The 23,023-nt window shown below is 56.6% G+C and carries 16 protein-coding genes; 10 read left to right on the top strand and 6 right to left on the bottom strand.

Translation table 11 applies throughout. The features are described from left to right. The first annotated feature begins 51 nt into the window (after positions 1 to 51). Positions 52 to 1,032, top strand: coding sequence for a sugar-binding transcriptional regulator (locus VV869_RS10275; RefSeq protein WP_261600800.1), 981 nt, complete (start codon positions 52 to 54; stop codon positions 1,030 to 1,032). Between the two features lie 335 nt (positions 1,033 to 1,367). Continuing rightward, positions 1,368 to 2,114 carry a penicillin-insensitive murein endopeptidase gene (gene mepA / locus VV869_RS10270; RefSeq protein ID WP_337734854.1) on the top strand — a complete coding sequence of 249 codons (747 nt, stop codon included), beginning with the start codon at positions 1,368 to 1,370 and terminating at the stop codon, positions 2,112 to 2,114. Between the two features lie 70 nt (positions 2,115 to 2,184). On the opposite strand, the gene VV869_RS10265 is transcribed toward mepA, so the two are convergent. The 3 genes from VV869_RS10265 to rdgC form a co-directional block, all read right to left on the bottom strand. Beyond that, positions 2,185 to 2,439, bottom strand: coding sequence for a YfhL family 4Fe-4S dicluster ferredoxin (locus tag VV869_RS10265; RefSeq protein ID WP_337734853.1), 255 nt, complete (start codon positions 2,437 to 2,439; stop codon positions 2,185 to 2,187). A 5-nt stretch (positions 2,440 to 2,444) separates the two neighbouring features. Further along, positions 2,445 to 3,836: a prephenate-dependent tRNA uridine(34) hydroxylase TrhP gene (gene trhP / locus VV869_RS10260; RefSeq protein WP_337734852.1), complete on the bottom strand. Its 1,392-nt coding sequence runs from the start codon at positions 3,834 to 3,836 to the stop codon at positions 2,445 to 2,447. A gap of 285 nt (positions 3,837 to 4,121) precedes the next feature. After that, a complete protein-coding gene (gene rdgC / locus VV869_RS10255) occupies positions 4,122 to 5,033 on the bottom strand; it encodes a recombination-associated protein RdgC (RefSeq protein WP_261602910.1) in 912 nt (303 codons plus the stop codon). A 169-nt stretch (positions 5,034 to 5,202) separates the two neighbouring features. On the opposite strand from rdgC, the gene VV869_RS10250 reads away from it, so the two are divergent. From VV869_RS10250 to VV869_RS10230, 5 genes are all read left to right on the top strand, one after another. After that, the gene (locus VV869_RS10250; protein WP_337734873.1) at positions 5,203 to 6,438 is read left to right on the top strand and encodes an exonuclease SbcCD subunit D C-terminal domain-containing protein; all 1,236 of its coding nucleotides are present in this window, start codon (positions 5,203 to 5,205) and stop codon (positions 6,436 to 6,438) included. 118 nt (positions 6,439 to 6,556) lie between these two features. Next, positions 6,557 to 10,327, top strand: a complete 3,771-nt coding sequence (locus tag VV869_RS10245; RefSeq protein ID WP_337734851.1) for an AAA family ATPase — start codon at positions 6,557 to 6,559, stop codon at positions 10,325 to 10,327. A gap of 177 nt (positions 10,328 to 10,504) precedes the next feature. After that, positions 10,505 to 11,194: a phosphate regulon transcriptional regulator PhoB gene (gene phoB / locus VV869_RS10240; protein ID WP_261600795.1), complete on the top strand. Its 690-nt coding sequence runs from the start codon at positions 10,505 to 10,507 to the stop codon at positions 11,192 to 11,194. Between the two features lie 68 nt (positions 11,195 to 11,262). Then, entirely contained in the window at positions 11,263 to 12,567 is a 1,305-nt protein-coding gene (gene phoR / locus VV869_RS10235; RefSeq protein ID WP_337734850.1) for a phosphate regulon sensor histidine kinase PhoR, read from the top strand. Between the two features lie 128 nt (positions 12,568 to 12,695). Continuing rightward, positions 12,696 to 13,682, top strand: a complete 987-nt coding sequence (locus VV869_RS10230) for a PstS family phosphate ABC transporter substrate-binding protein (protein ID WP_337734849.1) — start codon at positions 12,696 to 12,698, stop codon at positions 13,680 to 13,682. Between the two features lie 116 nt (positions 13,683 to 13,798). Here VV869_RS10230 and ppx read toward each other — a convergent pair whose 3' ends face one another. Genes ppx through VV869_RS10215 form a run of 3 tightly spaced genes read right to left on the bottom strand, consistent with a single transcriptional unit; the run spans position 13,799 to position 17,995 of the window. Then, positions 13,799 to 15,298: an exopolyphosphatase gene (gene ppx, locus VV869_RS10225; protein WP_337734848.1), complete on the bottom strand. Its 1,500-nt coding sequence runs from the start codon at positions 15,296 to 15,298 to the stop codon at positions 13,799 to 13,801. Continuing rightward, positions 15,291 to 17,450: a polyphosphate kinase 1 gene (gene ppk1, locus VV869_RS10220; protein ID WP_337734847.1), complete on the bottom strand. Its 2,160-nt coding sequence runs from the start codon at positions 17,448 to 17,450 to the stop codon at positions 15,291 to 15,293. The genes ppx and ppk1 overlap by 8 nt, the downstream gene beginning before the upstream one ends. Before the next feature lie 41 nt (positions 17,451 to 17,491). Then, positions 17,492 to 17,995, bottom strand: a complete 504-nt coding sequence (locus tag VV869_RS10215) for a glycine cleavage system protein R (RefSeq protein WP_337734846.1) — start codon at positions 17,993 to 17,995, stop codon at positions 17,492 to 17,494. Between the two features lie 261 nt (positions 17,996 to 18,256). Between VV869_RS10215 and VV869_RS10210 the strand changes: the two genes are divergently transcribed. From VV869_RS10210 to pstB, 3 genes are read left to right on the top strand one after another with little or no spacing between them, the layout of a single operon-like run. After that, complete coding sequence (locus VV869_RS10210; protein ID WP_337734845.1) at positions 18,257 to 20,527, top strand: ABC transporter permease subunit; 2,271 nt, start codon at positions 18,257 to 18,259, stop codon at positions 20,525 to 20,527. Positions 20,528 to 20,568: 41 nt separating this feature from the next. Beyond that, positions 20,569 to 22,182: a phosphate ABC transporter permease PstA gene (gene pstA, locus VV869_RS10205; RefSeq protein ID WP_337734844.1), complete on the top strand. Its 1,614-nt coding sequence runs from the start codon at positions 20,569 to 20,571 to the stop codon at positions 22,180 to 22,182. Positions 22,183 to 22,200: 18 nt separating this feature from the next. Beyond that, complete coding sequence (gene pstB / locus VV869_RS10200) at positions 22,201 to 23,019, top strand: phosphate ABC transporter ATP-binding protein PstB (RefSeq protein WP_337734843.1); 819 nt, start codon at positions 22,201 to 22,203, stop codon at positions 23,017 to 23,019. Positions 23,020 to 23,023: the final 4 nt, after the last annotated feature.

Genomic DNA, 23,023 nt, shown 5'->3' with positions numbered 1-23,023 from the left:
TCGCGGTAAGATGTTGCCCGGTTTAACAGGCAGGGCATGAAAGGACAGGCGATGACATCAGCCACCAATGACACCACGCACGTAGACAGTGATCTGCTGACTGAAATTGCGATCGCGTATTATCAGGACGGCGCCACCCAGGAAGAGATTTCCAAAAAGTTCGGTATGTCCCGGGCCAAAGTCGGTCGCTTGCTGCGCCGCGCCCGTGATGAAGGGGTGGTGGAAATCACCGTGAAATATCACCCGGTGTTCAGTGAAAAACTGGAGCAGCAGCTGATAGAGCGCTTTGGCCTGAAGCGGGCGCTGATCGCGCTGGATCAGCCCGATGACGAAAGCCAGCGCCAGCAGGTGGCCAGTCTGGTGTCGAGCTACCTCGCCTCGATACTCAATGATGACATGGTGGTCACCGTCGGACAGGGCCGGAACATCGCCTCGATTGCCAACCATATCGGGGTGGTCCCGCACCGCAAGTGCCGCTTTGTCTGTGGTATCGGCGGCACGCACCGCTCCGGGAATGCCATCAATGCCGACCATATCTGCCGCCAACTGGCGAAAAAATATGACGGGATCAGTGAAACCCTGTACGCACCGGCTTATGTCGAAGACATCAAAGTCAAAGAGTCCATCATGCTGAACGGCACGGTGAAAGAGACACTGGACCGGGCCCGGCGCGCTGATGTCGCGCTGGTCGGGGTCGGCGATATGAACGAAAACAGCCACATGGTGAAAATGGGCTGGTTTACCCCGCAGGAAATTGTCGAGGCACGGATCCGCCGGGGCGTGGTCGGCGATATTGCCGGATATGATTTTTTCGACAGTCAGGGCAAGCGGGCCGATACCATGATGAGTGATCGGGTAATTGGCCTGAGCATGGAAGAGCTGCGCCACATCCCGACCGTGGTGGTCACGGCGGCGGAAAACAGCAAGGCGCTGGCGTTGCTGGGGGCATTGCGCTCCGGGGTGGTGGATGTGCTGGCGACCAGTGTCAGCAACGCCCTGACCATTCTCAACCTGGATCAGCAGATGAAGTAATCCGCCTTCGCCTTTTTTGCGTCGAGATGGTGTCGAGATGGCCAAATAGATGGCGTCGAATGCGCCTAATTAAAAGAACTGCCCGTTGTTTTTGCGTGACGACTGAGTCCCAAAAACCGCGGGCAGTTTTGTTTGTAAGCTCGAGCCATCGGCTGAACTTGCTATGCTTCTAGAATGCTGCTGTGGCTGTGGCTGTGGCTGTGGCTGTGGCTGTGGCTGTAGTTGAGCTAGCCAACTTTGGGGGCGGAGGGGTCGTGAAGCAGTGGTTGATAGTCGTGGGTTGGATGTGTGTTTGGGGCGTGTCGTCATGTGCGGCCGCTAGTCCGTGGGAGAAAATGACTCAGCCGAGTCCGGGACAGTCGGAGTCGATCGGCACTTACAACAATGGCTGTCTGGCCGGGGCGGCCAGTCTGCCGCTGGAGGGGGAGGGCTATCAGGTGATGCGTTCCTACCGGGGGCGCTATTACGGCCACCGGGAGATGATCCGCTTTCTCCATGACTTGTCGCACGGTGTGCAGCAGCTAAAGCTGGGGCAACTGCTGGTCGGGGACATTGCCATGCCGCGTGGCGGACGTTTTACATCCGGCCATGCCAGCCATCAGACCGGGCTTGATGCCGATATCTGGCTCAAGATGGCCGACCGGCCCTTGAGCGACGCTGAGCTGGTGGATGTGCAGCCGTTGCCGATGGTTCATCTCAAAGACTATCGGATCAACCGGGAAAACTGGGGAGAGCAGCAGGCGTTGCTGGTGCAACTGGCAGCCGCGGATGAACGGGTGGCACGGATTTTTGTCCATCCGGTGATTAAAGAGCAATTGTGTCAACGGCAGTGGACCCACCGGGACTGGCTGCGCAAGGTGCGGCCCTGGTGGGGGCATTATTACCACTTCCATGTCCGGTTAAACTGTCCGGCAGGCGATACGAGTTGCACCCCGCAGAAGGCGCCGCCGCCGGGCGATGGCTGCGGGGGTGAGCTGGCTTCCTGGAAACCGCTGATGACCGAAAAGCAACCGAAGAAAAAAACGGCCCGCAAGAAAGCCAAACCGGCGCCGCCGGAGCAATGTCTGGCCTTGCTGAAATAACCGTTCTATCTGCGGTGCCGGAAAAACAAAAAGCGCCCGCAGGCGCTTTTTTTTTGTTTAGTGAACCGGCTCAGGCCAGCCCTTGCAGCGTGACGAACTTTTCCAGCAGTTCGTCTTCGCTTTCAACATGCTCGGGGTCGAGGATGATGCAGTTGGTGATCGGACACACCGACTGGCAGGTCGGTTTCTCATAGTGCCCTTTACACTCGGTGCATCGGTCCGGATCAATCTCATAGATCTCCGGCCCCATGGTGATCGCCTCGTTCGGACACTCGGGATCACACATGTCGCAGTTAATGCACTTTTCTGTAATAAGCAGTGCCATGGCGATTACTTACCGTCTTTCGGTCCGTGCGGGTTACGGGTGTTCTCACCTGAGTTTAGGTTACGCATCAGCAGGCCGTAGGCCAGATCCATGTCGGCCGGAACCGGAATGAACACAAAGTGGCCGTTGCCTTTGGCATCGGTGATCGTTTCTTCTTTGCGGTTTTCCATCGCTTCCAGCGTGAAGATCACGTTGCCGTTCGGCGTCATCAGCTCCATGCTGTCGCCAACCATGAATTTGTTCTTCACTTCGACTTCTGCCAGATCGCCACGGCGCTTGCCGGTGAACTCACCGACAAACTGCTGGGAATCAGAAATCGAGTAACCGTACTCGTAGTTCTGGTACGCATCGTGGGTATGACGACGCAGGAAGCCTTCGGTGTAACCACGGTGCGCCAGGCTCTCCAGCGTCCCCATCAGGGTCTCATCAAACGGCTTGCCGGCGACGGCATCGTCGATCGCTTTACGGTAAACCTGCGCGGTACGGGCACAGTAGTAGAACGACTTGGTCCGGCCTTCGATTTTCAGCGAGTGCACGCCCATTTGGGTCAGACGCTCCACGTGCTGGACGGCACGCAGATCTTTGGAGTTCATGATGTAAGTGCCGTGCTCGTCTTCAAACGCCGCCATTTTCTCATCCGGGCGGTGCGCTTCGCTCAGCAGCATCACTTCGTCGGTCGGCTTGCCTTTTCCGATCGCCACTTCCGGACGCTCAGGCTCTTGCATTTGCACCGCAGAGGCTTCCTGAACTTCCACGATCTGGCCGGAATCATCTTCGGTGGCTTTTTCAGCTTTGTATTCCCAGCGGCAGGCGTTGGTGCAGGTGCCCTGGTTCGGGTCACGCTTGTTCATGTAGCCAGACAGCAGGCAGCGGCCAGAGTAAGCCATGCACAGCGCACCGTGAACGAATACTTCCAGCTCGGTTTCCGGGCAGTGCTCACGGATCTCTTCGATCTCTTCCAGCGACAGCTCACGCGACACGATGACACGCTCAACGCCTTGAGAGGCCCAGAATTTAACCGTGGCCCAGTTGACGGCGTTCGCCTGAACCGACAGGTGGATCGGCATTTCCGGGAAGTTTTCGCGCACCATCATGATCAGGCCCGGGTCAGACATGATCAGGGCGTCCGGACCCATCTCGACGATTGGTTTCAAATCGCGGATGAAGGTTTTCAGTTTCGAGTTATGCGGCTGAATGTTACAAACCACGTACAGTTTTTTGCCCTGTGCGTGTGCTTCGTCGATCCCGATTTTCAGGTTGTCGTGGTTGAACTCGTTGTTACGAACACGAAGGCTGTAACGTGGTTGGCCGGCGTACACGGCATCTGCACCGTAGGCAAATGCGTAACGCATGTTTTTCAGGCTGCCCGCAGGCGATAACAATTCAGGTTTAAACATAGCTCTTATTATCCAGTGTCTGATTGCAAATCAGGCCGCATCTCTTGGGATACGGAGTTGAGGCGGGATTTTACTGTGATCCCACCCACAAAGGCAATGGATACAGGGATAAAGTGGCGGTCTCGGGCTGCCGGGACTGGCAAGTGGTCGGGACGGTTTAGCGGTGAGCGGTGTAAAAGCAGGGGCGGGGAGAATCGCTGCTGCGGGTTTGAAGCAGAGCGGCGACACCATGCGTGCGCCGCTCATGAATTTTAGGGCTAAGTTTTGAGCGTTAAGGTTTCAGCCTTAAGCTTTGGCTTCCAGACCGCCCAGTTCGTCGAACAGGTTCGGCAGGAAGGCCGAGAATTCACCGGCCATCAGTGACAGATCGGCGTCAATGCGCTGCGCGATATCGTCACGGTCGATGTCTTCATTCTGATCTTTGAGCTCATCGGCAAACTTCAGGCGCTTGAGCGACAGATCGTCACCGAGGATGAAATCAATCCGATCCTGCCAGTTGATCGCCAGTTTGGTGACCATCTTGTCGGCTTCGATATGGGCCAGGATTTCGTCGCAGCTCAGATCCTGCTGTTTACAGCGGATCACGCCGCCTTCTTCCAGAAGGGCTTTCAGCTCGGCTTCTTCACCAATGGTGAAGCCGTTCGGGGAGGTGCCGGAGCGCACCCACTCGGTCATGGTCAGCTCGGCCGGTTTCTCAGCGGTGACCGGCACCACCGGCAGGCTGCCGATTGATTTGCGCAGCAGCGCCAGCAGATCTTCGGCTTTCTTGAAGCTGCCGGCATCGACCAGGATAAAGCCTTGTTTTGGCATGATCAGCGCATAGGTTTGCTGGCGACGGCTGAATGCACGCGGCAGCAGATCCATCACGATCTCATCTTTCAGGGTATCTTTTTCGCTTTTCTTCAGCTTGCGCCCCTGCTCGACTTCCATCGCTTCGACTTTCTCGCTCAGCGATTCTTTAATCACGGAAGACGGCAGCATTTTTTCTTCTTTGCGAGCGCAGATCAGAATGCTGTCACCAACGACATGGGTGAATAGATCACCGTGCTTCCCCAGCGCATGGACCCAGCCGAATTTCTGCATATCCTGGCTGCCGCACGGGGTAAAGCGAAATTCTTCCAGCTGCTTTTCCAGCTGATCCGGGTTGAGTTCGATCTCACGGCTAAAGCGATAGGTCAGTACGTTTTTAAACCACATCATGGAGGTTACACATCCTAGGTTGAGCATTGGGCTGTCAATCTTATTGCATCAGGTGCGATTTGTCGCAGACTTTCTGACATCAAACCGGCGGGTTTCGGGGTTGGGAAAACTGTGGAGTCAGGTACAATCGGAGGCAGTTTTTCTGATGAGCAACCCGTTTCCGACGATGAAAATTCTCCATACTTCCGACTGGCACCTCGGCCATCAGCTGCATGGCTATCCACGCGATTACGAACACCAGGCATTTCTTGACTGGCTGGCTGACACCCTGGAGCAACATCAGGTGGATGCCCTGCTGGTGGCTGGTGATATTTTTGATACCGCGAACCCGCCGGCCAGTGCCTGGCGGATGCTTTACCGCTTTATGGCCCGGCTGGCGAAATCGATGCCGGCGCTGGATGTGGTGATGATCGGCGGTAACCATGACTCGCCGAGTAAGCTCGATGCGCCGCACGAACTGCTCAAAGCCTTTGATTTGCACATGGTGGGCGGGATCCACCGCGATGCCGACGGCAACCTGGATCACCAGCGCATGCTGGTGCCGCTGACGGACAAGCACGGCGAGCAGGCGGCCTGGGTGCTGGCGGTGCCATTCCTGCGCAGTGCCGACTTGCGTACAGAAGATTTAGATGCGGATGACGATCGCCTGATCAAAGGGGTGGAAATCCTCTACCGGGAGATGACTGACGCGGCGCGGACGCAACAATCGGATCATCAGGCGCTGATTGGTATGGGGCACGCCTACATGGCCTCCGGCAAGCTGTCTGAAATGTCCGAGCGTCGGGTGCTCGGCGGTAATCAGCATGCGCTACCGGCGTCGATTTTTGCTGACGATATCAGCTATGTCGCCCTGGGTCACCTCCACCTGGCCCAGCGAGTCGCTAAACAGGAGCATATTCGCTACAGCGGCTCGCCATTGCCGCTGTCGATGTCCGAGCGTGGTTATAACCATCAGGTGGTGCTGGTGGAACTTGACGGCGCGCAAGTCAACGAGATCACCCCGATTGCCGTGCCACGGGTAGTCGACATGCTCAAAGTCCCGGCTTCTCCGGCACCGCTTGAACAGGTGCTCGATGAGCTGTCGGCGTTGCAGGTCGATGAGGCCCCGCGCGAGCAGCAGCCGTTTCTCGAAGTGCATGTGCTGCTGGATAAACCGCAGGCGCTGCTGCGCGAGAAAGTGCTGACGGCGCTGGAAGGCAAAGCCGTCCGGTTGGCTAAGATTACCCCGCATTATCGCCAGCAGGCACAGCAGGAGACGCTGGCCCATCGCCGACTGTCCGATGTCTCGCCCCAGCAGGTGTTTGCCCTGAGCTGGAATCAAAAATACGAGGGTAAGCCGGATCAGGCCATGGCGTCGGCGTTCGAGCATCTGCTGATCCAGCTGGAAGAGCAAGACACCTGAGGCGCAGCGGCCAGAATACAACCAAAACAACTAAACGCTGCATCCGAAAATTTAAATAAAAACAACGAACAAGCGGTAAATCAGACGCTGTCACCAACAGTCGTGGATGAGTATCACCATGAAAATTTTAGCGCTACGTGGCGAGAACCTCGCCAGTTTACAACATAAATTCGAGATTGATTTTGCCAACGGCCGGCTCGGCGATGCGGGTCTGTTTGCCATCACCGGCAAAACCGGGGCCGGAAAATCGACTTTGCTCGATGCCATTTGTCTGGCCTTGTATGACCGCATTCCCCGCCTGCAGTCGAATAAAAAAAATGATGCCGAAATCGGCCGCGATGACGATGCCGGACGGATCAAAGCCAATGATGTGCGCAGTATTCTCTCGCGCGGCAAAGCGGAAGGGTTTGCTGAAGTTGATTTTGTCGCCAATGACGGCACCCACTGGCGGGCGCACTGGGCGGTGCGGCGGGCCCGTGGCCGGGCGGATGGTCGGATTCAGGCTTCGGAGCAATGGCTGGAAAACATCGAGACCGGGCAGCGTTTTGCCGGCAAAAAACAGGAATTGCAGATCGAGATTGAACGTCTGATCGGCCTGTCGTTTGATCAGTTCCGTCGTGCGGTGATGTTGCCGCAGGGGGAGTTTGCAGCTTTTCTGAAAGCCGGCGCCGATGAGCGGGCGGCATTACTGGAGCGCATGACCGGCGGCGAAATTTATGGCCGCTTGTCTGTGGCCGCTTATGAGCGGGCCCGGGAAGAAAAACAACAACTCGATCAGTTGCAGGCCAAGCTGGGCGATATTGCCTTGCTGAGTGAAGAAGAGAAACAGCAGCTCGGTGAGCAGGTGGACGCCCTGAAGCAGGCGATCAGCCAATTGGATGAGCAGATCAACGCGTTGGCGGGTCACCGTCAGGTGCTGCGCAATGACGCGGTGCTGGCGAGCCGGGTTGAAGACACCCGGGAGGCGCTGGCATCGGCGCAGCAATCACAGACTGAGGCCGCGCCACGGTATGAGCAGCTGACCCTGATTGAAAAAGCCCAGCCGGCGGCGGCTGATTTTGCTCAGTTGCAGCACACTCAGCTCCAGCTTTCGCGACTGGAAAAAGCATTGGCGCAGGCCGAGCAGACCAAACAGCATAACCAGCAGGTTTTGCTCGACAGTGATGGGGCTGTGCAGGCGGCAAAACAGAAATTGAATGCGGCCCAGCAGGCGTGGCAGGCACTGGAGCCGAAGCTGAAACAGGCTTCGGCGATGGATTTGCAGCACAGTGGTTTGCAGCAACAGCTGGACGAAATTGAGCAGCAGGCTCGGCAACAGACGCAGACGCTGGCTGAGCATCAGCAGCGCCAGCAGCAATACCAACAGCAGCAACGAGACCTGCACCAACGTCAGCAGCATCTGGCGTTGATGCTGGAGCGACATCAGGCGCTGGCCGGGGTCGCCGAGCAGTATCAGCCGGTGCTGGACAACCTGGATCAATACCTCAGCGCTCACCGCAGCCTGGTACGGCTGAGCCAGGAAAAGCAGCAGATCCAGCAGGAGCAGCTGCGCTATCAGCAGGACTCGGCGGTGCTGACCCAGCAGATGCAGGCATTGTCGCAACAACAAGCGGAACTCGATGCTCTGTTGTCCGGGCAGGATGCTGCCGTGCTGGAGCAGGCCCAATACGAAGCCCAGCAGCGGTTCAGTGAGTTGCAGCAACAGCGTGACACCTTGCACCAAGCGATGTCCGGCCTCAAAGAGTGGGGCGCTGTGTTGCAGCAAAAAAACAAGCTGGTGGCTGAGCAGCAGGAGTGGCTGGACTATCAGCGCCAGGCCGAGCAGCGGCTGGCGGTTCTGGAGCCTGAATTGGCGACCCTGGCGACGCAATACCAGGAAGCTGAGTATGCCTACCAGCAAAGCATGGCGGTGGTGAACCTGAGCGAGTACCGCAGCCAGCTCAAAGACGATGAGCCCTGCCCGTTGTGCGGCGCGCTGGATCACCCTTATGCCGAGCAGCATCCGGCTGTGGAGGGGATGTTGCACTCGCTGCGCCAGCGGTTGCAGGCGCTGGCCGAGCAGCGCCAGGCCGGGGAAGGAGAGCGTCAGCATTTGTTGCAGCAACTGCCACAGTGCCAACAGCGGCTGGTGGGGATCAATCAGGATCTTCAGCAGCTCAAGCAGTTTATTGCGCAACTGTTTGACCAGCTGACAGCCCACTTCAGCCAGCTGGAAGGACTGGAGACACTCCAACAGGGCAGCGATCGCGATCAGCTGGAGCAACAGATGGGGCATTGGCAGCAGGCTGTTGAGCAGACACATCAGGAGCTGCGACAGTTGCAGGCCGGTCTGGAGCAGCGCCAGGTTCAGATCCGTCAGGTCCGCCAGTGGCAACAGCAGCTCCAGCAGGTGCAGCGTGCCGAAGCCGAACTGAAGGAAATTCAGCACCAGCTTGAGCAACAGGCGACCCAGTGGCAGGGACGTCTCGCATCGCTCGATGAGCAGAGCCAGACCCAGCATGAAATTCTGGATTCCCGCGCCCGGGCGCTGAACGAACAATACGGCGATGATCAGTGGCTGGACATGCTGCGCCAGCAGGGTGCAGAGCAATATATCCAGCAGCTGAAATATCAGGTTGAGCAGTTCCTGGACAGCCAACAGGCGCTGCGGGACGTGGAGAAACAGCTGACCGAGCTGGCACCCAAGCTGGCCGAGTGCCATACCGCGCTGACGGGCTTGCAACATCAGCTCAGTGATGGCCAGCACAAGGCGAGCCAACTGCGCCAGCAGGCGGCTGAACTGTGGCAACAGCGACAGGCACTGGTGGGAGAGGCGGATCTCGAACCCCTTGAGCACCGCCATAAAGCGGCGATTGATTCGGCGCAGCAGGCGCTGGGAGAGGCCGAAGCGACCCAACGTCAGGCCGGGGAAGCATTGGCGGCCGCCGAGTCGACCCGCATCAGCAGTCAGCAACAACTTCTGGAGACTCAGGCCCAGCACCGTGAAGTCGTGCGGCGCTGGCTGGATTGGCAACAGAAACTGGGACTCAACGAGCATCAACTGATGCAGTTGCTGAGCAAAGAAGACACCTGGCTGGCGCAGGAGCGTCAGGCGCTGAAAGCGATTGAGCAGGCAGTCTCAGCGGCGCAGACCCTGCTGGCTGAGCGCGAGCAGGCCGTGGCAGAGCATCAGGCTCAGGCTGAGCTGGCCCGTCAATGGTTTGCCCGTCATGAAATCAGTGAGGAAGCCACTGAACAAACCCGGCAGCTGGAAGCGTGGCAGCAGCAAAAGCAGGCGCAGGAAGAGCAGTTGTTCCAGCACCGCCAGCGGCTGGCTCAGGGCGAGCAGGCCGAGCAACAGGCCGGGGCACTGACCGAAGCACTGAGCCGCCAGCAGGCGCAAACCGAGCTGTGGCTGAAAATGAGTGAGTTGATTGGCTCGGCGACCGGCAACAAGTTCCGGACTCTGGCGCAGGGGCTGACCTTGCAGCAACTGGTGCTGCTGGCCAATGAACACTTGCAGGATCTGGCACCGCGCTACGCCCTGCAACCCGTGCCGGGCAGCCCGCTGGCGCTGCAGGTGGTCGACCATGATATGGGCGATGAAGTTCGCAGCGTGGAGTCGCTCTCCGGTGGGGAGAGTTTCTTGGTCTCGCTGGCCCTCGCGCTGGCGCTGGCGTCTCTGGCAGCCGATACCCGTCAATTGGGATCATTGTTTATTGATGAGGGCTTCGGCACGCTGGATCCGGACAGTCTGGAAATGGCACTGGCCTGTCTGGATGCCTTGCAGGCTGATGGCCGTCAGATTGGCGTGATCTCGCATGTCGGCACACTGGTGGAGCGGATCGGGGTACAGGTCGCGGTGGAAGCGCAGGGTGGCGGCCGCAGCCGGATTGCCGTCAAAGGTTAAAGGTCTGTTTTTATAACTGATTGATAAATCATAAAACATTTCATCAAAACTGAAGCGCATCCCCACTGGTACTGCCAGCTGGCGAGATGCGCTTTTTATCGTAAAAAGTCACAAAAGTGTCATAATAAGAACACATAATGTCGCTCGACAGACAACAACTACTAGGTATTCATCATTATGGTTAGACGGATTCTTGTTGTAGAGGATGAAGCGCCGATCCGCGAGATGCTGTGTTTCGTGCTTGAACAGAAGGGCTACGAGGCCATTGAAGCCGAAGATTATGACGCGGCACTGGACAAGCTATGCGAACCCTATCCGGAACTGGTTGTTTTGGACTGGATGTTGCCGGGCGGCTCAGGGATCAATCTGATCAAGCATTTGAAACGTGACGAAATGACCCGCCAGATCCCGATTGTGATGCTGACGGCACGTGGCGAAGAAGAAGACAAGGTGCGTGGCCTGGAAGCCGGCGCCGATGATTACATCACCAAGCCATTCTCGCCGAAAGAGCTGATGGCACGCCTGAAAGCGGTGATGCGTCGGGTTTCCCCGACCTCCCTGGATGACGTCATTGACGTACAGGGACTGAAGTTGGATCCGGTTTCTCACCGGGTGACGTCGAATGAAGAGCAACTGGACATGGGACCGACCGAGTTCAAAATGCTGCACTTTTTCATGACGCACCAGGAGCGTGTCTACAGCCGTGAGCAACTGCTGAACAATGTCTGGGGCACCAATGTGTACGTTGAAGATCGAACGGTGGATGTGCACATTCGTCGTCTGCGCAAAGCCCTGGAAAGCACCGGTCATGACAAAATGGTTCAGACGGTGCGCGGCGCAGGCTACCGCTTCTCTACTCGTACCTAGCCCCATAAACTATCGTTATCGTTTGAACGCAGCAGCGCCCCGGGGCTGCTGCGTCAATGGAGTCCTCAATGGTTGAACGGCTGTCGTGGAAAAAGCTGGTCTGGGAACTGGCTTTCTTCTACCTGCCCTGGATTGCCCTCGGTTGGATCTTTGGTTATATGCCCTGGTTTTTGCTGGTGGCGACCTGGATCCAGTTGATCTGGCATTTTCATAATCAGTTGAAAATGTCGAACTGGCTGTGGAAAGAGCGCAGCCTGACCCCGCCTTCCGGCTCTGGGAGCTGGGAGCCGCTGTTTAACGGAATTTACCGCTTGCAGCAACGCAACCGTCGCCGTCGTAAAGAGCTGGCGACCCTGATCCGCCGTTTCCGCAATGGTGCGGAATCCCTGCCAGATGCCGTGGTGGTCTTTCGCAGTGAAGGCAATATCGTCTGGTGCAATAAGCTGGCGCAACACTTGTTAGGGTTCCGTTGGCCCGACGATGCCGGACAGCCGATCAGTAATCTGCTGCGCAGCCCGGACTTTGTCCGCTATCTGGCTAAGCAGTCTTTTGACACGCCGCTGGAAATTACCTCGCCGCTCAATTATGACCGGACGCTTGAGCTGCGGATCATGCACTACACCGAAGGGGAATACCTGATGGTGGTGCGGGATGTGTCCAAGGTGAAGCAGCTTGAAGGTATGCGCCGTAACTTCTTTGCCAACGTTTCCCATGAGCTGCGCACGCCGATGACGGTGTTGCAGGGCTATCTGGAAATGTCCAAAGATCCCGAAATGTTGGTTGGCCCGATGTGGGACAAGGCACACGGGGTGATGACCGAGCAGCTACTGCGGATGAATTCGCTGGTCGAGCAGCTGCTGACGCTGTCGAAGATTGAAGCCGCGCCGAATATCGAGCTGGAAGAGATCATTGATGTTCCGGCCATGCTGGATATTCTGGAAAAAGAGGCGATCTCGCTGAACGGCGGTAATGAGCAATTGTTTACTTTCGATGTCGATCCGTCACTCAAGGTATTGGGTGATGAAGATCAACTGCGTAGTGCGATTTCCAACCTGGTTTACAATGCGGTCAAGCATACGCCGGAAAATGCCCAGGTGCTGGTTCGCTGGTATCGTTCGCCTGCCGGTCCGCGACTGGAAGTGACTGATAAAGGCGAGGGGATTGAACCGCAACATATTCACCGCTTAACGGAGCGATTCTACCGGGTGGATAAAGCCCGCTCGCGGGAAACCGGCGGGAGCGGTTTGGGCCTCGCTATCGTGAAGCATGCGCTGAGTCACCATGACTCGCATCTGGAAATCGAAAGTGTGGTGGGTGAGGGCAGTACCTTCGCCTTTACCCTGCCTCAGCGGCTGGTGGCTGCGGCGGCCTGATCCAGCGCCTTCGCGGTCATGGCGCCGATGGTACGCGGTTTGGATAGCGGCAGAGATCCCTTCGGGCGATCTCATGCCGCTTTTGTCGTTTTTATTTGAGTCCGAACAGGAGAGCCGATATTCGTGTTATGAAGTTCAGTCATGTCTGTCTGCGTCTTGCGGCTTGGGTGCTGCTTGGCAGTTGGGTGACGGCCGTTCAGGCTGTTGAGCCGGATACTGAAGCCAGTTTGCAACCGTACCAAAAAGTCGGTGGGGTTTCGGGGAATCTGTCCTCGGTGGGGTCCGATACCTTTGCTAACCTGATGACTTACTGGTCGGAAGAATTCAAGCGCTTGTACCCCGGGGTGAATGTTCAGGTTCAGGCGGCGGGATCCTCGACGGCCCCGACGGCACTGATTGAAGGGACGGCGCAGCTGGGGCCGATGAGCCGCCAGATGAAAGCCAAAGAAATTGAAGCCTTTGAGCAGGCGTATGGCTATGAGCCGGTGGCCGTGCGGGTGGCGATTGATGCGCTGGCGGTGTTTGTTCATGAGGACAACCCGCTGCAGGGCATTAATTTTACCCAGCTCGATGCCATTTATTCCCGGACCTTGCGCTGTGGCGGCACCGAGCCGATCACCCGTTGGGGTCAGCTCGGGTTAAGCGGCAGTTGGGCCGCGCGGCGGATCCAGCTGTTTGGTCGTAATTCGGTGTCCGGTACTTATGGTTTCTTTAAACAGCGCGCGTTGTGTCAGGGCGATTTTCGCAATAACGTCAATGAGCAACCCGGCTCGGCGTCAGTGGTGCAGTCGGTTTCGAGCTCGCTGAACTCGATCGGTTATTCCGGGATTGGTTACAAAACCACGGGTATCCGGGCGATCCCGGTGGCTCGGGAAGGCGACGATTACGTAGAAGCGACGATCGAAAATTCGCTGAGTGGCCGCTACCCGCTGGCCCGTTATCTCTATATTTATGTCAACAAGCATCCGAACCAGCCCATGCAGCCCCTGCAGGCGGAGTTCATTCGCTACGTACTGTCCAGTGAAGGCCAGGATATTGTTGAAAAAGATGGTTATGTGCCGCTGTCGGCGACCATGGTCCAGGCCGATCTGCAGCGGTTGGGGCTGACGGACTAAGTTTGACCTGAAAGACTAGTTTGACCGGAAAGGCGAGATTGCAGCACAGCGTGGAAAAAGCCGGGCATGGGCCCGGCAATGATTCTCGGCAGCGATCAGAGAGAGTTGGTTACAGCTCAGGAAGTAATCGCCAGTTTCCAGCCGGCACGGCTCCAGTAGTCCTGCTCTACTTTCAAATCGGCGGCCAGCAGCTTGTTGTTCTCCTCCCAGCCCTGAGGCAAGGAGATCTCCCACATTTCCTTGTTGGCTTTGACCTGGATCCGCGGTAGCGGCTCATCGGAGCGTTGTCCGTTCAGTGCCACGGCCAGGCGAAGGGTCCGGATCAGCGGATAGAGGTGCTTGCGCTTGTAAATGGTCAGCTCCGGCATCTCATTGAGCTTCAGGCTCTTGCGCTGGAATCGGACCAAGGTCGCCAGTACCGATTGTTGCTCAAAGTTGAAGCCCGGCATGGTGCTGTGGCGCAGCAGGTAGGCTGAGTGACGGTGAAACCCCGGATAGCTGATACTCAGGCCGACTTCGTGCAGCAGGGCTCCCCAGCTCAGCAGGGTTGCCAGCTCGCTTTTGGCGAGGCCGGGTTGGGATTCCACCTGATCATAGAGCATTTCCGCCGTGGCCTTGACCCGGGTGGCCTGCTCGAGATCGACATTGTATTGTTCAGCCATGGCGCTGGCCGTGCGGGTCCGAATATCACTGTGGCGGAACCGGTCTTCCATTTCATACAGCAAGCCTTCGCGCAGCGCACCGTCTGAAAAGGTCATTTCTTCGATTTTCAGGGCCTTAAAAATCGCATTGAGGATCGCAACCCCAGCCGGAAAGACCGATTTGCGATCATCGGTCAGGCCGGGCAGCGTCAAATCGTCGGTATGTTTGAACTGGAGAATCTTCTCCGTCAGCTCTTGGAGCCGCGTCGGGGTGATGATGCCGTCGTTATGGCCGGATTCGACCAGCACTTCGCGGATCGCCTTAATGGTGCCGGACGAGCCGAGGGCACTGTCCCAGCCGCTGAGGCGGTATTTCCCGGCTATACTTTCCAGTTTCTGCTCTGCCGCCAGGGTGGCCGCCGCCATGTTCTTGTTGCTGATTTTGCCTTTGGCAAAGTGATTCTTGTGGTAGCTGACACAGCCCATATGCTTGCTGGTCAGCAGATGGGCATGGAAATCTTCGCCGATCACCAGCTCGGTGCTGCCGCCGCCGATATCCACCACCAGTTTGCGGTTCTTCTCCGGTTGGGTGTGGGCCACGCCGAGGTAAATCAGGCGGGCTTCTTCGGTACCGGGGATAATCTCAATCGGGTAGGGGATCACCCGCTCAGCCCGCTTGATAAAAACATGGGCATTGCGGGCCTGGCGCAGCGTGTAGGTGGCTGCGATCCGCACATTGTCCGGGTCAAATCCCTGCAGGCGCTCGGCAAACATCGCCAGGCAGTCCAGGCCGCGCTGAATGGCAGCCTGATCCAGGTTTTGATAGTCATCCAGGCCGCTGGCCATATGGACACGCTGCTTGTGCCGGCTGATGATCTGCAGGCTTTGACCGACGACCCTGGCCACGACCATATGAAAGCTATTGGAGCCAATATCGATCGCAGCAATTTCACGGGGGCGTTCATTATCAATCATTGTTCATCATCGCTTTTTCTACTTTTTCGGTTGGTGCAGGCTGCTCCGCTTTCTCTGATTTCTCCGCCTTCTCGGCTTCTTTTGCCTTCTTGCGCAGCTGTTTCTCAGTCTGCTTCAGATAATCATAGATCTCAATTTGCGAGCGGATCTTGCGGCGGTTCCCGCGCGGCACGTACTGATTGCTCATCTCTTTGTCGATAATCCGGGCCTTCACGGTATCACTGAGCTGAATATTGAGGATATCAATAATTCGCTGCTTGAGGGCCGGGTCCCTGATTGGGCAGCCGACTTCAATCCGGTTGTCGATGTTGCGGGTCATCCAGTCGGCGGAGGAGATAATCACTTCCGGATCTCCGCTGTTTTCAAACACCATCACCCGCGGGTGCTCTAAGAAGCGATCGACGATACTGATGGCCGAGATATTCTCGCTGATCCCTTTCAGTCCCGGGATCAGGGCACACATGCCACGGACAATCAGTTTGATCTCCACACCGGCGCCACTGGCCTGGTACAGCATGTTGATCAGGCCCTTGTCTACCAGATTGTTGACTTTCAGTATAATCCCGGCCTTCAAACCTTGCTTGGCATGGGCAATTTCGCGATCAATCAGATCATATAACCGGCTGCGGGAATTGCGCGGCGAGACAATCAGGTGCCTGAATTTCACCGGGCGGTACGGGTTTTCGATATAGCCGAACACCTGGCGTACTTCCGCGGTGATCTCATCATCACAGGTCATCAGGGTAAAGTCGGTGTAGATCCGCGCCGTTTTTTCATGGAAGTTCCCGGTCCCGATGTGGGCATAGCGCACCAGACGGTCGTCTTCGCGGCGGGTGATCAGGCACAGTTTGGAGTGGATTTTCAAACCGGGCACTCCGAACACCACATGCACACCGGCTTCGGTCAGGCGGCGGGCCCAGAGGATGTTGGCTTCCTCATCGAAACGTGCCTGCAACTCCACCACCACGGTGACGAGCTTGCCGTTGTTGGCAGCATCGATCATCGATTCGATGATACGGGAGTTTTTGGCCACCCGGTAAATGTTGATTTTGATCCCCAGCACTTTCGGATCATAAGCGGCCTGGCGCACCAGTTCGGTCATATGGTTGAAGGTGTGGTACGGATAATACAGCAGGATATCCTGGGCTTTGATGGCTTCAAACGCATTGCGGGCATTGGTGAAGTGGAAGCTGTCCAGTGGCGGCAGTGGTTTGTTTTCCAGGTAGTTGCGCCCGACATTCGGGAAGCCGATAAAATCTTTGAAGTTGTGGTAGCGGCCGCCCGGAATGATACTGTCGTAGCTGGAAACTTTCAGCATCCGGCACAGCACGTCGACCATATCGGCCGGCATGTCTCGTTGATAGACAAACCGCACAGGCATCGCCGTCAGGCGCTGGTTCAGGCCCTCCGACATCTGCTCCATCAGGCTGTGTTCGACTTCCAGGCTGAGATCGTACTCGGCATCCCGGGTCATCTTCATCGAGTACGCTGCCAGACTGTCATACTCAAAAAAGCCGCTGAAGATATCATCGAGGCAGAAACGCAGAATGTTATCGAGCAAAATTAAGGTCTTGCGTCGTTTGCCTTTGGCTTCCGGCAACTGAATGAAACGCGGCAACTGGTCGGTCGGGATTTCGATCAGGGCGTAACGCTTCTTCTGGTTTTGTTGCATTTCGATAGCCAGATAAGAGTATTCATCCTTGAGGAATTCCAGCAGGTCAATGTCGGCGGTCAGCAGGATCGGGGTGACATGGGGCAAGATGGCATTGCGGAAGTACTTGCGCAGCCACACCTGCTGGTTGTCATCCAGTTGTTGTTCATTCACCAGAAAAATATGGCGCCGGGCCATTTCCAGCAGGATTTCGTTGTACAGGCTGTCAAAGTCCTGGTTGAGTTTCAGGACCCGGCTCTGAATTTTGCTGAGCAGTTGTTTGGCGCCCTGATCGCCGCCCTGCTCTTCGTTAATGAGGAGCCGGCGTTTCACGTCAGCAAAGCGGACCTGGTAAAACTCATCGGTATTGCTGGAAAAGATCCCCAGGAAACGCACCCGTTCAATCAGCGGCACCGACTTGTCTGCCGCCTCCTGAAGGACGCGTTCGTTAAAGGAAAGCCAACTTAATTCTTTTTCTTGATAGAGAGGTTCCGTGCTCATTGTGTTCCTGCTAATAAGCTTAAGGGCGAAATGAAAGGCGATCAGTTGTCATCAATATCGATGTTGAGATCATCTGCCAGTTTTTCCAGCTCATCCTGGACGATGTCTAACTGAAGCTCAGCCGGCAGCTCAAGCTGAAAGTCAGCGATAAAAATCGGGTAGCCCCAGTTCGGCGCACTCTGGGTGTCGGTTTTGAGTTTATTGATGTTGATCCCCAGCTCTTTCAGCTTGCCGGTGACTTCTTTGACAATGCCGAGGCGATCGTTCCCGGTGACCGTGAGGTGGTGCAGGGTGGTGATCGGGATGGCTTTGCTGTCGTCTTCGACAATGTGGATCTGCAGGTCGGCAATGTCAGCCAGAGCCCGGCTGAGGAGCGATACGTACTGAGTGGCGACTTCAACCTGGACAATCCCGGCAAACTGTCCGGCGAGTTTGCTCAGACTGCTGGCGAGCCAGTTGCCATGATTTTGGTAAACCGTTTCAGACAGGGTCTCCACCAGACCCGGGCGATCTTTACCGATCACTGTAATCACGAGATGCTTCATAACGACTTCCTTTTTCGTAATAGGCTAGTTCATTATGTGAGCATGAGCATGATCTGTCTAGATGCATTCATGGAGCGGCCATTGAAATCAGTCTGGGGTCATAAATCATTAAGACTAATGACATTTTATTGCAAATTTATGTCAATCTAATGGGTTCGCAGCGGGGTGAAAAAGGGAAGTGGTCAGCGGTCCGGAAGCTGTCATATAATTGTCATCTAAAAGACATATTATCTGTAAACGTATAAATTTTTTGAGGTAATAATGGCTGACGCCGGTGATTTTTTAAGAGGAGACAGCCCTGGACGCCGGGTAAAAGATAAACTGGCGCGATATGGGGTGACGGCCGGCGGCATTTTCGTCCTTGTTACTTTAGTTCTGATTTTTTTCTACTTGCTCTATGTCATGATGCCGATTTTTGCCTCGGTCAGAGTGACATCCCAGCAGACGTTCACGGCGGCTTTTCCTGATCAGCCGGCCGTGATCCGAGTCAGTGAACAAAACGATCTGGCCTACCGGTTGTCGACGCAGGGAACCCTGAGTTTTCTGTCGATTGACGGCGCGCAGGCCGGCCAGGTGATCCGTCAGTTCCAGGTGATGGCACAGCCCACCAGTGTGGCACGCACGTTGCCGCGGGAAGAGGTCTTCGCCTACGGCAACGGCGCGGGTCAGGTGGTGTTATTTAAGCCGGTTTCCGGTGCCACGTTTTCTGAGCCGGCTTCGCACCCGGCGCAACCGTCGTCCAAACCGCAGGCGATGCGGCAAAGTCACCCTGATATCGTTTATCCCCTGGGGCATGAACCTATTCAATTGGATCCGCAGCAACAGCCGGTGATCCGGTTGGCGGCGTCGTTGCGTGACGATCGGGGCGTGATTGCCGGTATCACGGCTGATCAGCGGCTTCGGGTGGCGACCTTCGAAAAGTCAGTCCGGCTGCAAAACCAGCAGGGCACATGGCAGTCGCGATTGTTTGCGGTAGAAGGTGTGCCGGGGCAGATCGAAGCACTGGCGGTGACGCCGGATGCCCGGACCCTGTATGCGCTGGGGGGCCAGTGGCTCTATGTGGTCGCACTGCGCGGTGAACAGTCTTATGTGCGCGAGGTGGTGGACATCGGGACCGAGCCGGGCAGCGCGTCGCAGCTGACCTTGCTCTCCGGGGCCAACTCGTTGTTGATCCGCACCGGAGCGCAGGGGATTGCCCAGTGGTTTGAAGTGCTGCGCGACGGGCAGCGGCAGATGGTAAAGGCACGTGAATTTAAGTTGGCACCGGGCAGCCCTGCGGCACATCTGGTGCCGGAGTATTCGCGCAAAGGATTTTTCGCGGTGCAGCAGGACGGGACGTTATCGGCCTTCTACACCACGGTCAAAGGGCCGATTTATCAGGAAACACGATTTGAGCAGATCCCGGAGTGGATGGCGATTTCGCCCCGGGCCGATCGCTTGCTGACGGTCAATGGCGATCAGTGGCAGATCTACCGGGTTAATAATCGCCACCCGGAAATCGGTTTTGCCTCGCTGTGGCAGCAAATTTGGTATGAAGGCTATCCTGAGCCGGCGTATGTCTGGCAGTCGACCTCGGCCAGCGATGAATTTGAACCCAAACTCAGCCTGGTGCCCGTGGTCTTCGGGACCCTGAAAGCTGCGTTGTATGCCATGGTGTTTGCCATCCCGCTGGCTTTGGCCGGGGCCATTTACACCGCTTACTTTATGTCTTCCGCGATGCGTCAGGTGATCAAGCCGACGGTGGAGATCATGGAAGCGCTGCCGACGGTGATCCTGGGCTTTCTCGCCGGGATCTGGCTGGCACCGGTGATTGAAACGTACCTGCCCGGGGTGCTGCTGATGATTCTGACGTTTCCGCTGGCGATGCTGGTGGTCGGCCTGATCTGGTCGTTGCTGTTGCCGGCGGCCTGGCGGGTCCGTTTACCGGGCGGATTGCACCTGATCGTGCTGGTTCCGGTGATTATCCTGCTCGCTTATGGCTGTCTGAGTTTGGGACCGTGGCTGGAGCAGGTGTTGTTTGGCGGCGATTTGCGGGTCTATCTGGCCAGTGAGTGGGGCATTGGGTATGACCAGCGCAATACCCTGGTGGTGGGGATAGCAATGGGGTTTGCGGTGATCCCGACGGTCTTTACGATTGCAGAAGATGCGATTTTCTCGGTGCCGGGCCATTTGACCAGCGGCTCGCTGGCATTGGGGGCGACCCATTGGCAGACCCTGACCCGGGTGGTACTGCTGACGGCCAGTCCGGGGATCTTTTCCGCCATTATGATGGGGCTGGGGCGCGCTGTCGGCGAAACCATGATTGTGCTGATGGCGACCGGCAATACGCCGTTGATGGACTGGAATATCCTCGAAGGATTACGCACGCTGTCGGCAACCATTGCGATTGAAATGCCGGAGTCCGAAGTCGGCAGCTCGCACTATCGGGTGCTGTTTCTGGCGGCGTTTGTTTTGTTTGTATTTACATTCCTGTTTAACACCATTGCAGAGCTGGTGCGCCAGCGACTGCGAGAGCGATATAGTTCGTTGTAGGACAAGCATTCACAGGTGACGATAATGAATTGTTTGAACACATGAAAAACTGGTTTCAATCCGGCGCGCCATGGATTTGGATGACGGCCGGCACGGTTAGCCTGAGCCTGGTCGCCGTACTGGGCTTATTGCTATTGATTGGTTGGAAAGGGCTGAGTTATTTCTGGCCGGCACCGGTGTATCAGTTTGAAGTGGATGGCCCGGCGCACCCGCAGGTGCTGATTGGCGAAATTTACGAGGTCCGGTCGGTGCCGGTGCGCCAGTTGGCTGAAGCCGGGCGCGATGTGTCCGCACTTTCTGGCGATCGGGTCAACCGTTACCTGGTTAAGATTGGCAACCGCGAGCGGGTGTCGCTGGACTTTATTACCCTGCTGGAGCCGGACATCAAAAGCCGTACGCTGGCGATGGATGTGGCGGTGATCGATCGGCTGAAGAACGGCAAGTTCTACGGCTATCCGATTGCGTTTGTGGAAGACGGAAAACGCCTGCCGCTCAGTGAGTTTCCGTTTGCGCTGGCCCGCGCCGATCAGATCCGCTCGCAAATCAAGATGCTGCAGGACACGGCGATCGTGCAGGTCAGCCAGCAGTTGGATCAGTTGCACCGGCAGGAACGTCGCCAGGGGACACAGGCGACCTTCACCCAGCAGCGTGAGCGTCTGGAGCGACAATTCCGCCAGCTGGAAATGGAATTGATTGCCCTGCGCCAGCAACTCGATGATCGTGCCTTGCTGGTGCGGGAGATGACCGGGGAGACCGTTCGTCTGCCGTTGGATCAGGTGCTCAATATCTGGTATCCCAACAATATGTCGCTGATGGATAAGATCGCGCACTGGGGGTATCAGGTCGCGCAATTTGTCAGCGAAGCGCCGCGTGAAGCCAATACCGAAGGCGGTGTGTTTCCGGCGATATTCGGCACCGTGCTGATGGTGTTGCTGATGAGTGTGATTGTGACGCCGCTGGGCGTCATGGCTGCGATTTACCTGCACGAATATGCCGGCAAGAACAGTTTTACCAAGCTGATCCGCATTGCGGTGATTAACCTGGCCGGGGTGCCGTCGATTGTTTACGGGGTGTTTGGCCTTGGTTTTTTCGTTTATATGGTCGGGGGCAGTATTGATGAGCTTTTCTTCTCCGAGAAGCTGCCGACCCCCACTTTCGGCACCCCCGGGATTCTGTGGTCGGCACTGACGCTGGCGATTCTGACATTGCCGGTGGTGATCGTGTCGACGGAAGAGGGCCTGGCCCGGATCCCGAGTTCGGTGCGCCACGGCTCGCTGGCGCTGGGGGCGACCCAGGCCGAAACCTTGTGGCGGATTGTGCTGCCGATGGCGAGCCCGGCAATCATGACCGGGTTGATCCTGGCGGTGGCCCGTGCTGCCGGGGAAGTAGCGCCGCTAATGCTGGTCGGGGTGGTGAAAATGGCGCCAGCGTTGCCGGTGGATGAGCACTTTCCATACCTGCACCTGGAGCGCAAGTTCATGCACCTTGGCTATCATATTTATGATGTCGGCTTTCAAAGTCCGAATGTTGAAGCCGCCCGACCCCTGGTGTACGCCACATCATTTCTCTTGGTGACGGTGATCGTCGGGTTGAACCTGACGGCGATCGGGATCCGCAATCACTTACGCGAAAAATTCCGCGCTCTGGAACAGTAACGGGACTCAGGACAGTAAATGTTTTCTATTAATTCGACTATCGGCTTATTTCAGCCGGAAGATTTAGCCTCGTTATCCGAAGCAAAAACGGCGATGTCGATCGAGGGACTGGATCTGCATTACGGTCAGCACCAGGCGCTGTTTGATATTAATATGCGGATTGCCAAGGGAAAAGTGACCTCGTTTATCGGCCCGTCGGGATGCGGCAAGTCGACCCTGCTGCGTTGTATCAACCGGATGAATGAGCTGGTGGAAGGCTGTCGGGTAGACGGCCGGATCATGTTGCACGGACAGAATATCTACGACAATCAAGTGGATGTGGCCGCGTTACGGCGCCGGGTCGGTATGGTGTTCCAGCGTCCGAATCCGTTTCCGAAATCAATCTATGAGAACGTGGTTTATGGTTTGCGGTTGCAGGGGATCAAAAACAGCCGGGTGCTGGATGATGCCGTTGAAAATTCGCTGCGCGGGGCGGCGTTATGGGATGAGGTGAAAGACCGTCTCCATGAGAGTGCTTTCGGTCTGTCCGGCGGTCAGCAGCAACGTCTGGTCATTGCCCGGGCGATTGCCATTGAGCCGGAAGTGCTGCTGCTCGATGAGCCGACCTCGGCTCTGGATCCGATCTCGACCTTGACCATTGAAGAGCTGATCAACGAGCTGAAAACCAAATACACGGTGATTATCGTCACCCATAACATGCAGCAGGCGGCCCGGGTGTCGGACAATACCGCGTTTATGCATATGGGGGAGCTGGTGGAATATGCCAATACCAATGATATATTTACCACCCCAAAAGAAAAGCGAACAGAAGATTATATTACGGGCCGCTACGGCTAAGGAG

Origin of the sequence: Photobacterium sp. MCCC 1A19761 (genome assembly GCF_037389125.1) — a bacterium.
Classification (GTDB): domain Bacteria; phylum Pseudomonadota; class Gammaproteobacteria; order Enterobacterales; family Vibrionaceae; genus Photobacterium.
Note: the sequence above shows the minus strand (reverse complement) of the source record. Positions and strands in the feature narration are given on the sequence as shown.

Bases quoted from the DNA above. Each gene is read 5' to 3' on its own strand.
- VV869_RS10275 (WP_261600800.1), top strand. From the start codon at position 52: ATGACATCAGCCACCAATGACACCACGCACGTAGACAGTGATCTGCTG.
- ppx (WP_337734848.1), bottom strand. From the start codon at position 15,298: ATGATTGATAATGAACGCCCCCGTGAAATTGCTGCGATCGATATTGGC.
- VV869_RS10215 (WP_337734846.1), bottom strand. From the start codon at position 17,995: ATGAAGCATCTCGTGATTACAGTGATCGGTAAAGATCGCCCGGGTCTG.
- phoR (WP_337734850.1), top strand. From the start codon at position 11,263: ATGGTTGAACGGCTGTCGTGGAAAAAGCTGGTCTGGGAACTGGCTTTC.
- trhP (WP_337734852.1), bottom strand. From the start codon at position 3,836: ATGTTTAAACCTGAATTGTTATCGCCTGCGGGCAGCCTGAAAAACATG.
- VV869_RS10230 (WP_337734849.1), top strand. From the start codon at position 12,696: ATGAAGTTCAGTCATGTCTGTCTGCGTCTTGCGGCTTGGGTGCTGCTT.
- ppk1 (WP_337734847.1), bottom strand. From the start codon at position 17,450: ATGAGCACGGAACCTCTCTATCAAGAAAAAGAATTAAGTTGGCTTTCC.
- pstA (WP_337734844.1), top strand. From the start codon at position 20,569: ATGAAAAACTGGTTTCAATCCGGCGCGCCATGGATTTGGATGACGGCC.
- VV869_RS10265 (WP_337734853.1), bottom strand. From the start codon at position 2,439: ATGGCACTGCTTATTACAGAAAAGTGCATTAACTGCGACATGTGTGAT.
- VV869_RS10250 (WP_337734873.1), top strand. From the start codon at position 5,203: ATGAAAATTCTCCATACTTCCGACTGGCACCTCGGCCATCAGCTGCAT.
- VV869_RS10245 (WP_337734851.1), top strand. From the start codon at position 6,557: ATGAAAATTTTAGCGCTACGTGGCGAGAACCTCGCCAGTTTACAACAT.
- mepA (WP_337734854.1), top strand. From the start codon at position 1,368: ATGACTCAGCCGAGTCCGGGACAGTCGGAGTCGATCGGCACTTACAAC.
- pstB (WP_337734843.1), top strand. From the start codon at position 22,201: ATGTTTTCTATTAATTCGACTATCGGCTTATTTCAGCCGGAAGATTTA.
- rdgC (WP_261602910.1), bottom strand. From the start codon at position 5,033: ATGTGGTTTAAAAACGTACTGACCTATCGCTTTAGCCGTGAGATCGAA.
- VV869_RS10210 (WP_337734845.1), top strand. From the start codon at position 18,257: ATGGCTGACGCCGGTGATTTTTTAAGAGGAGACAGCCCTGGACGCCGG.
- phoB (WP_261600795.1), top strand. From the start codon at position 10,505: ATGGTTAGACGGATTCTTGTTGTAGAGGATGAAGCGCCGATCCGCGAG.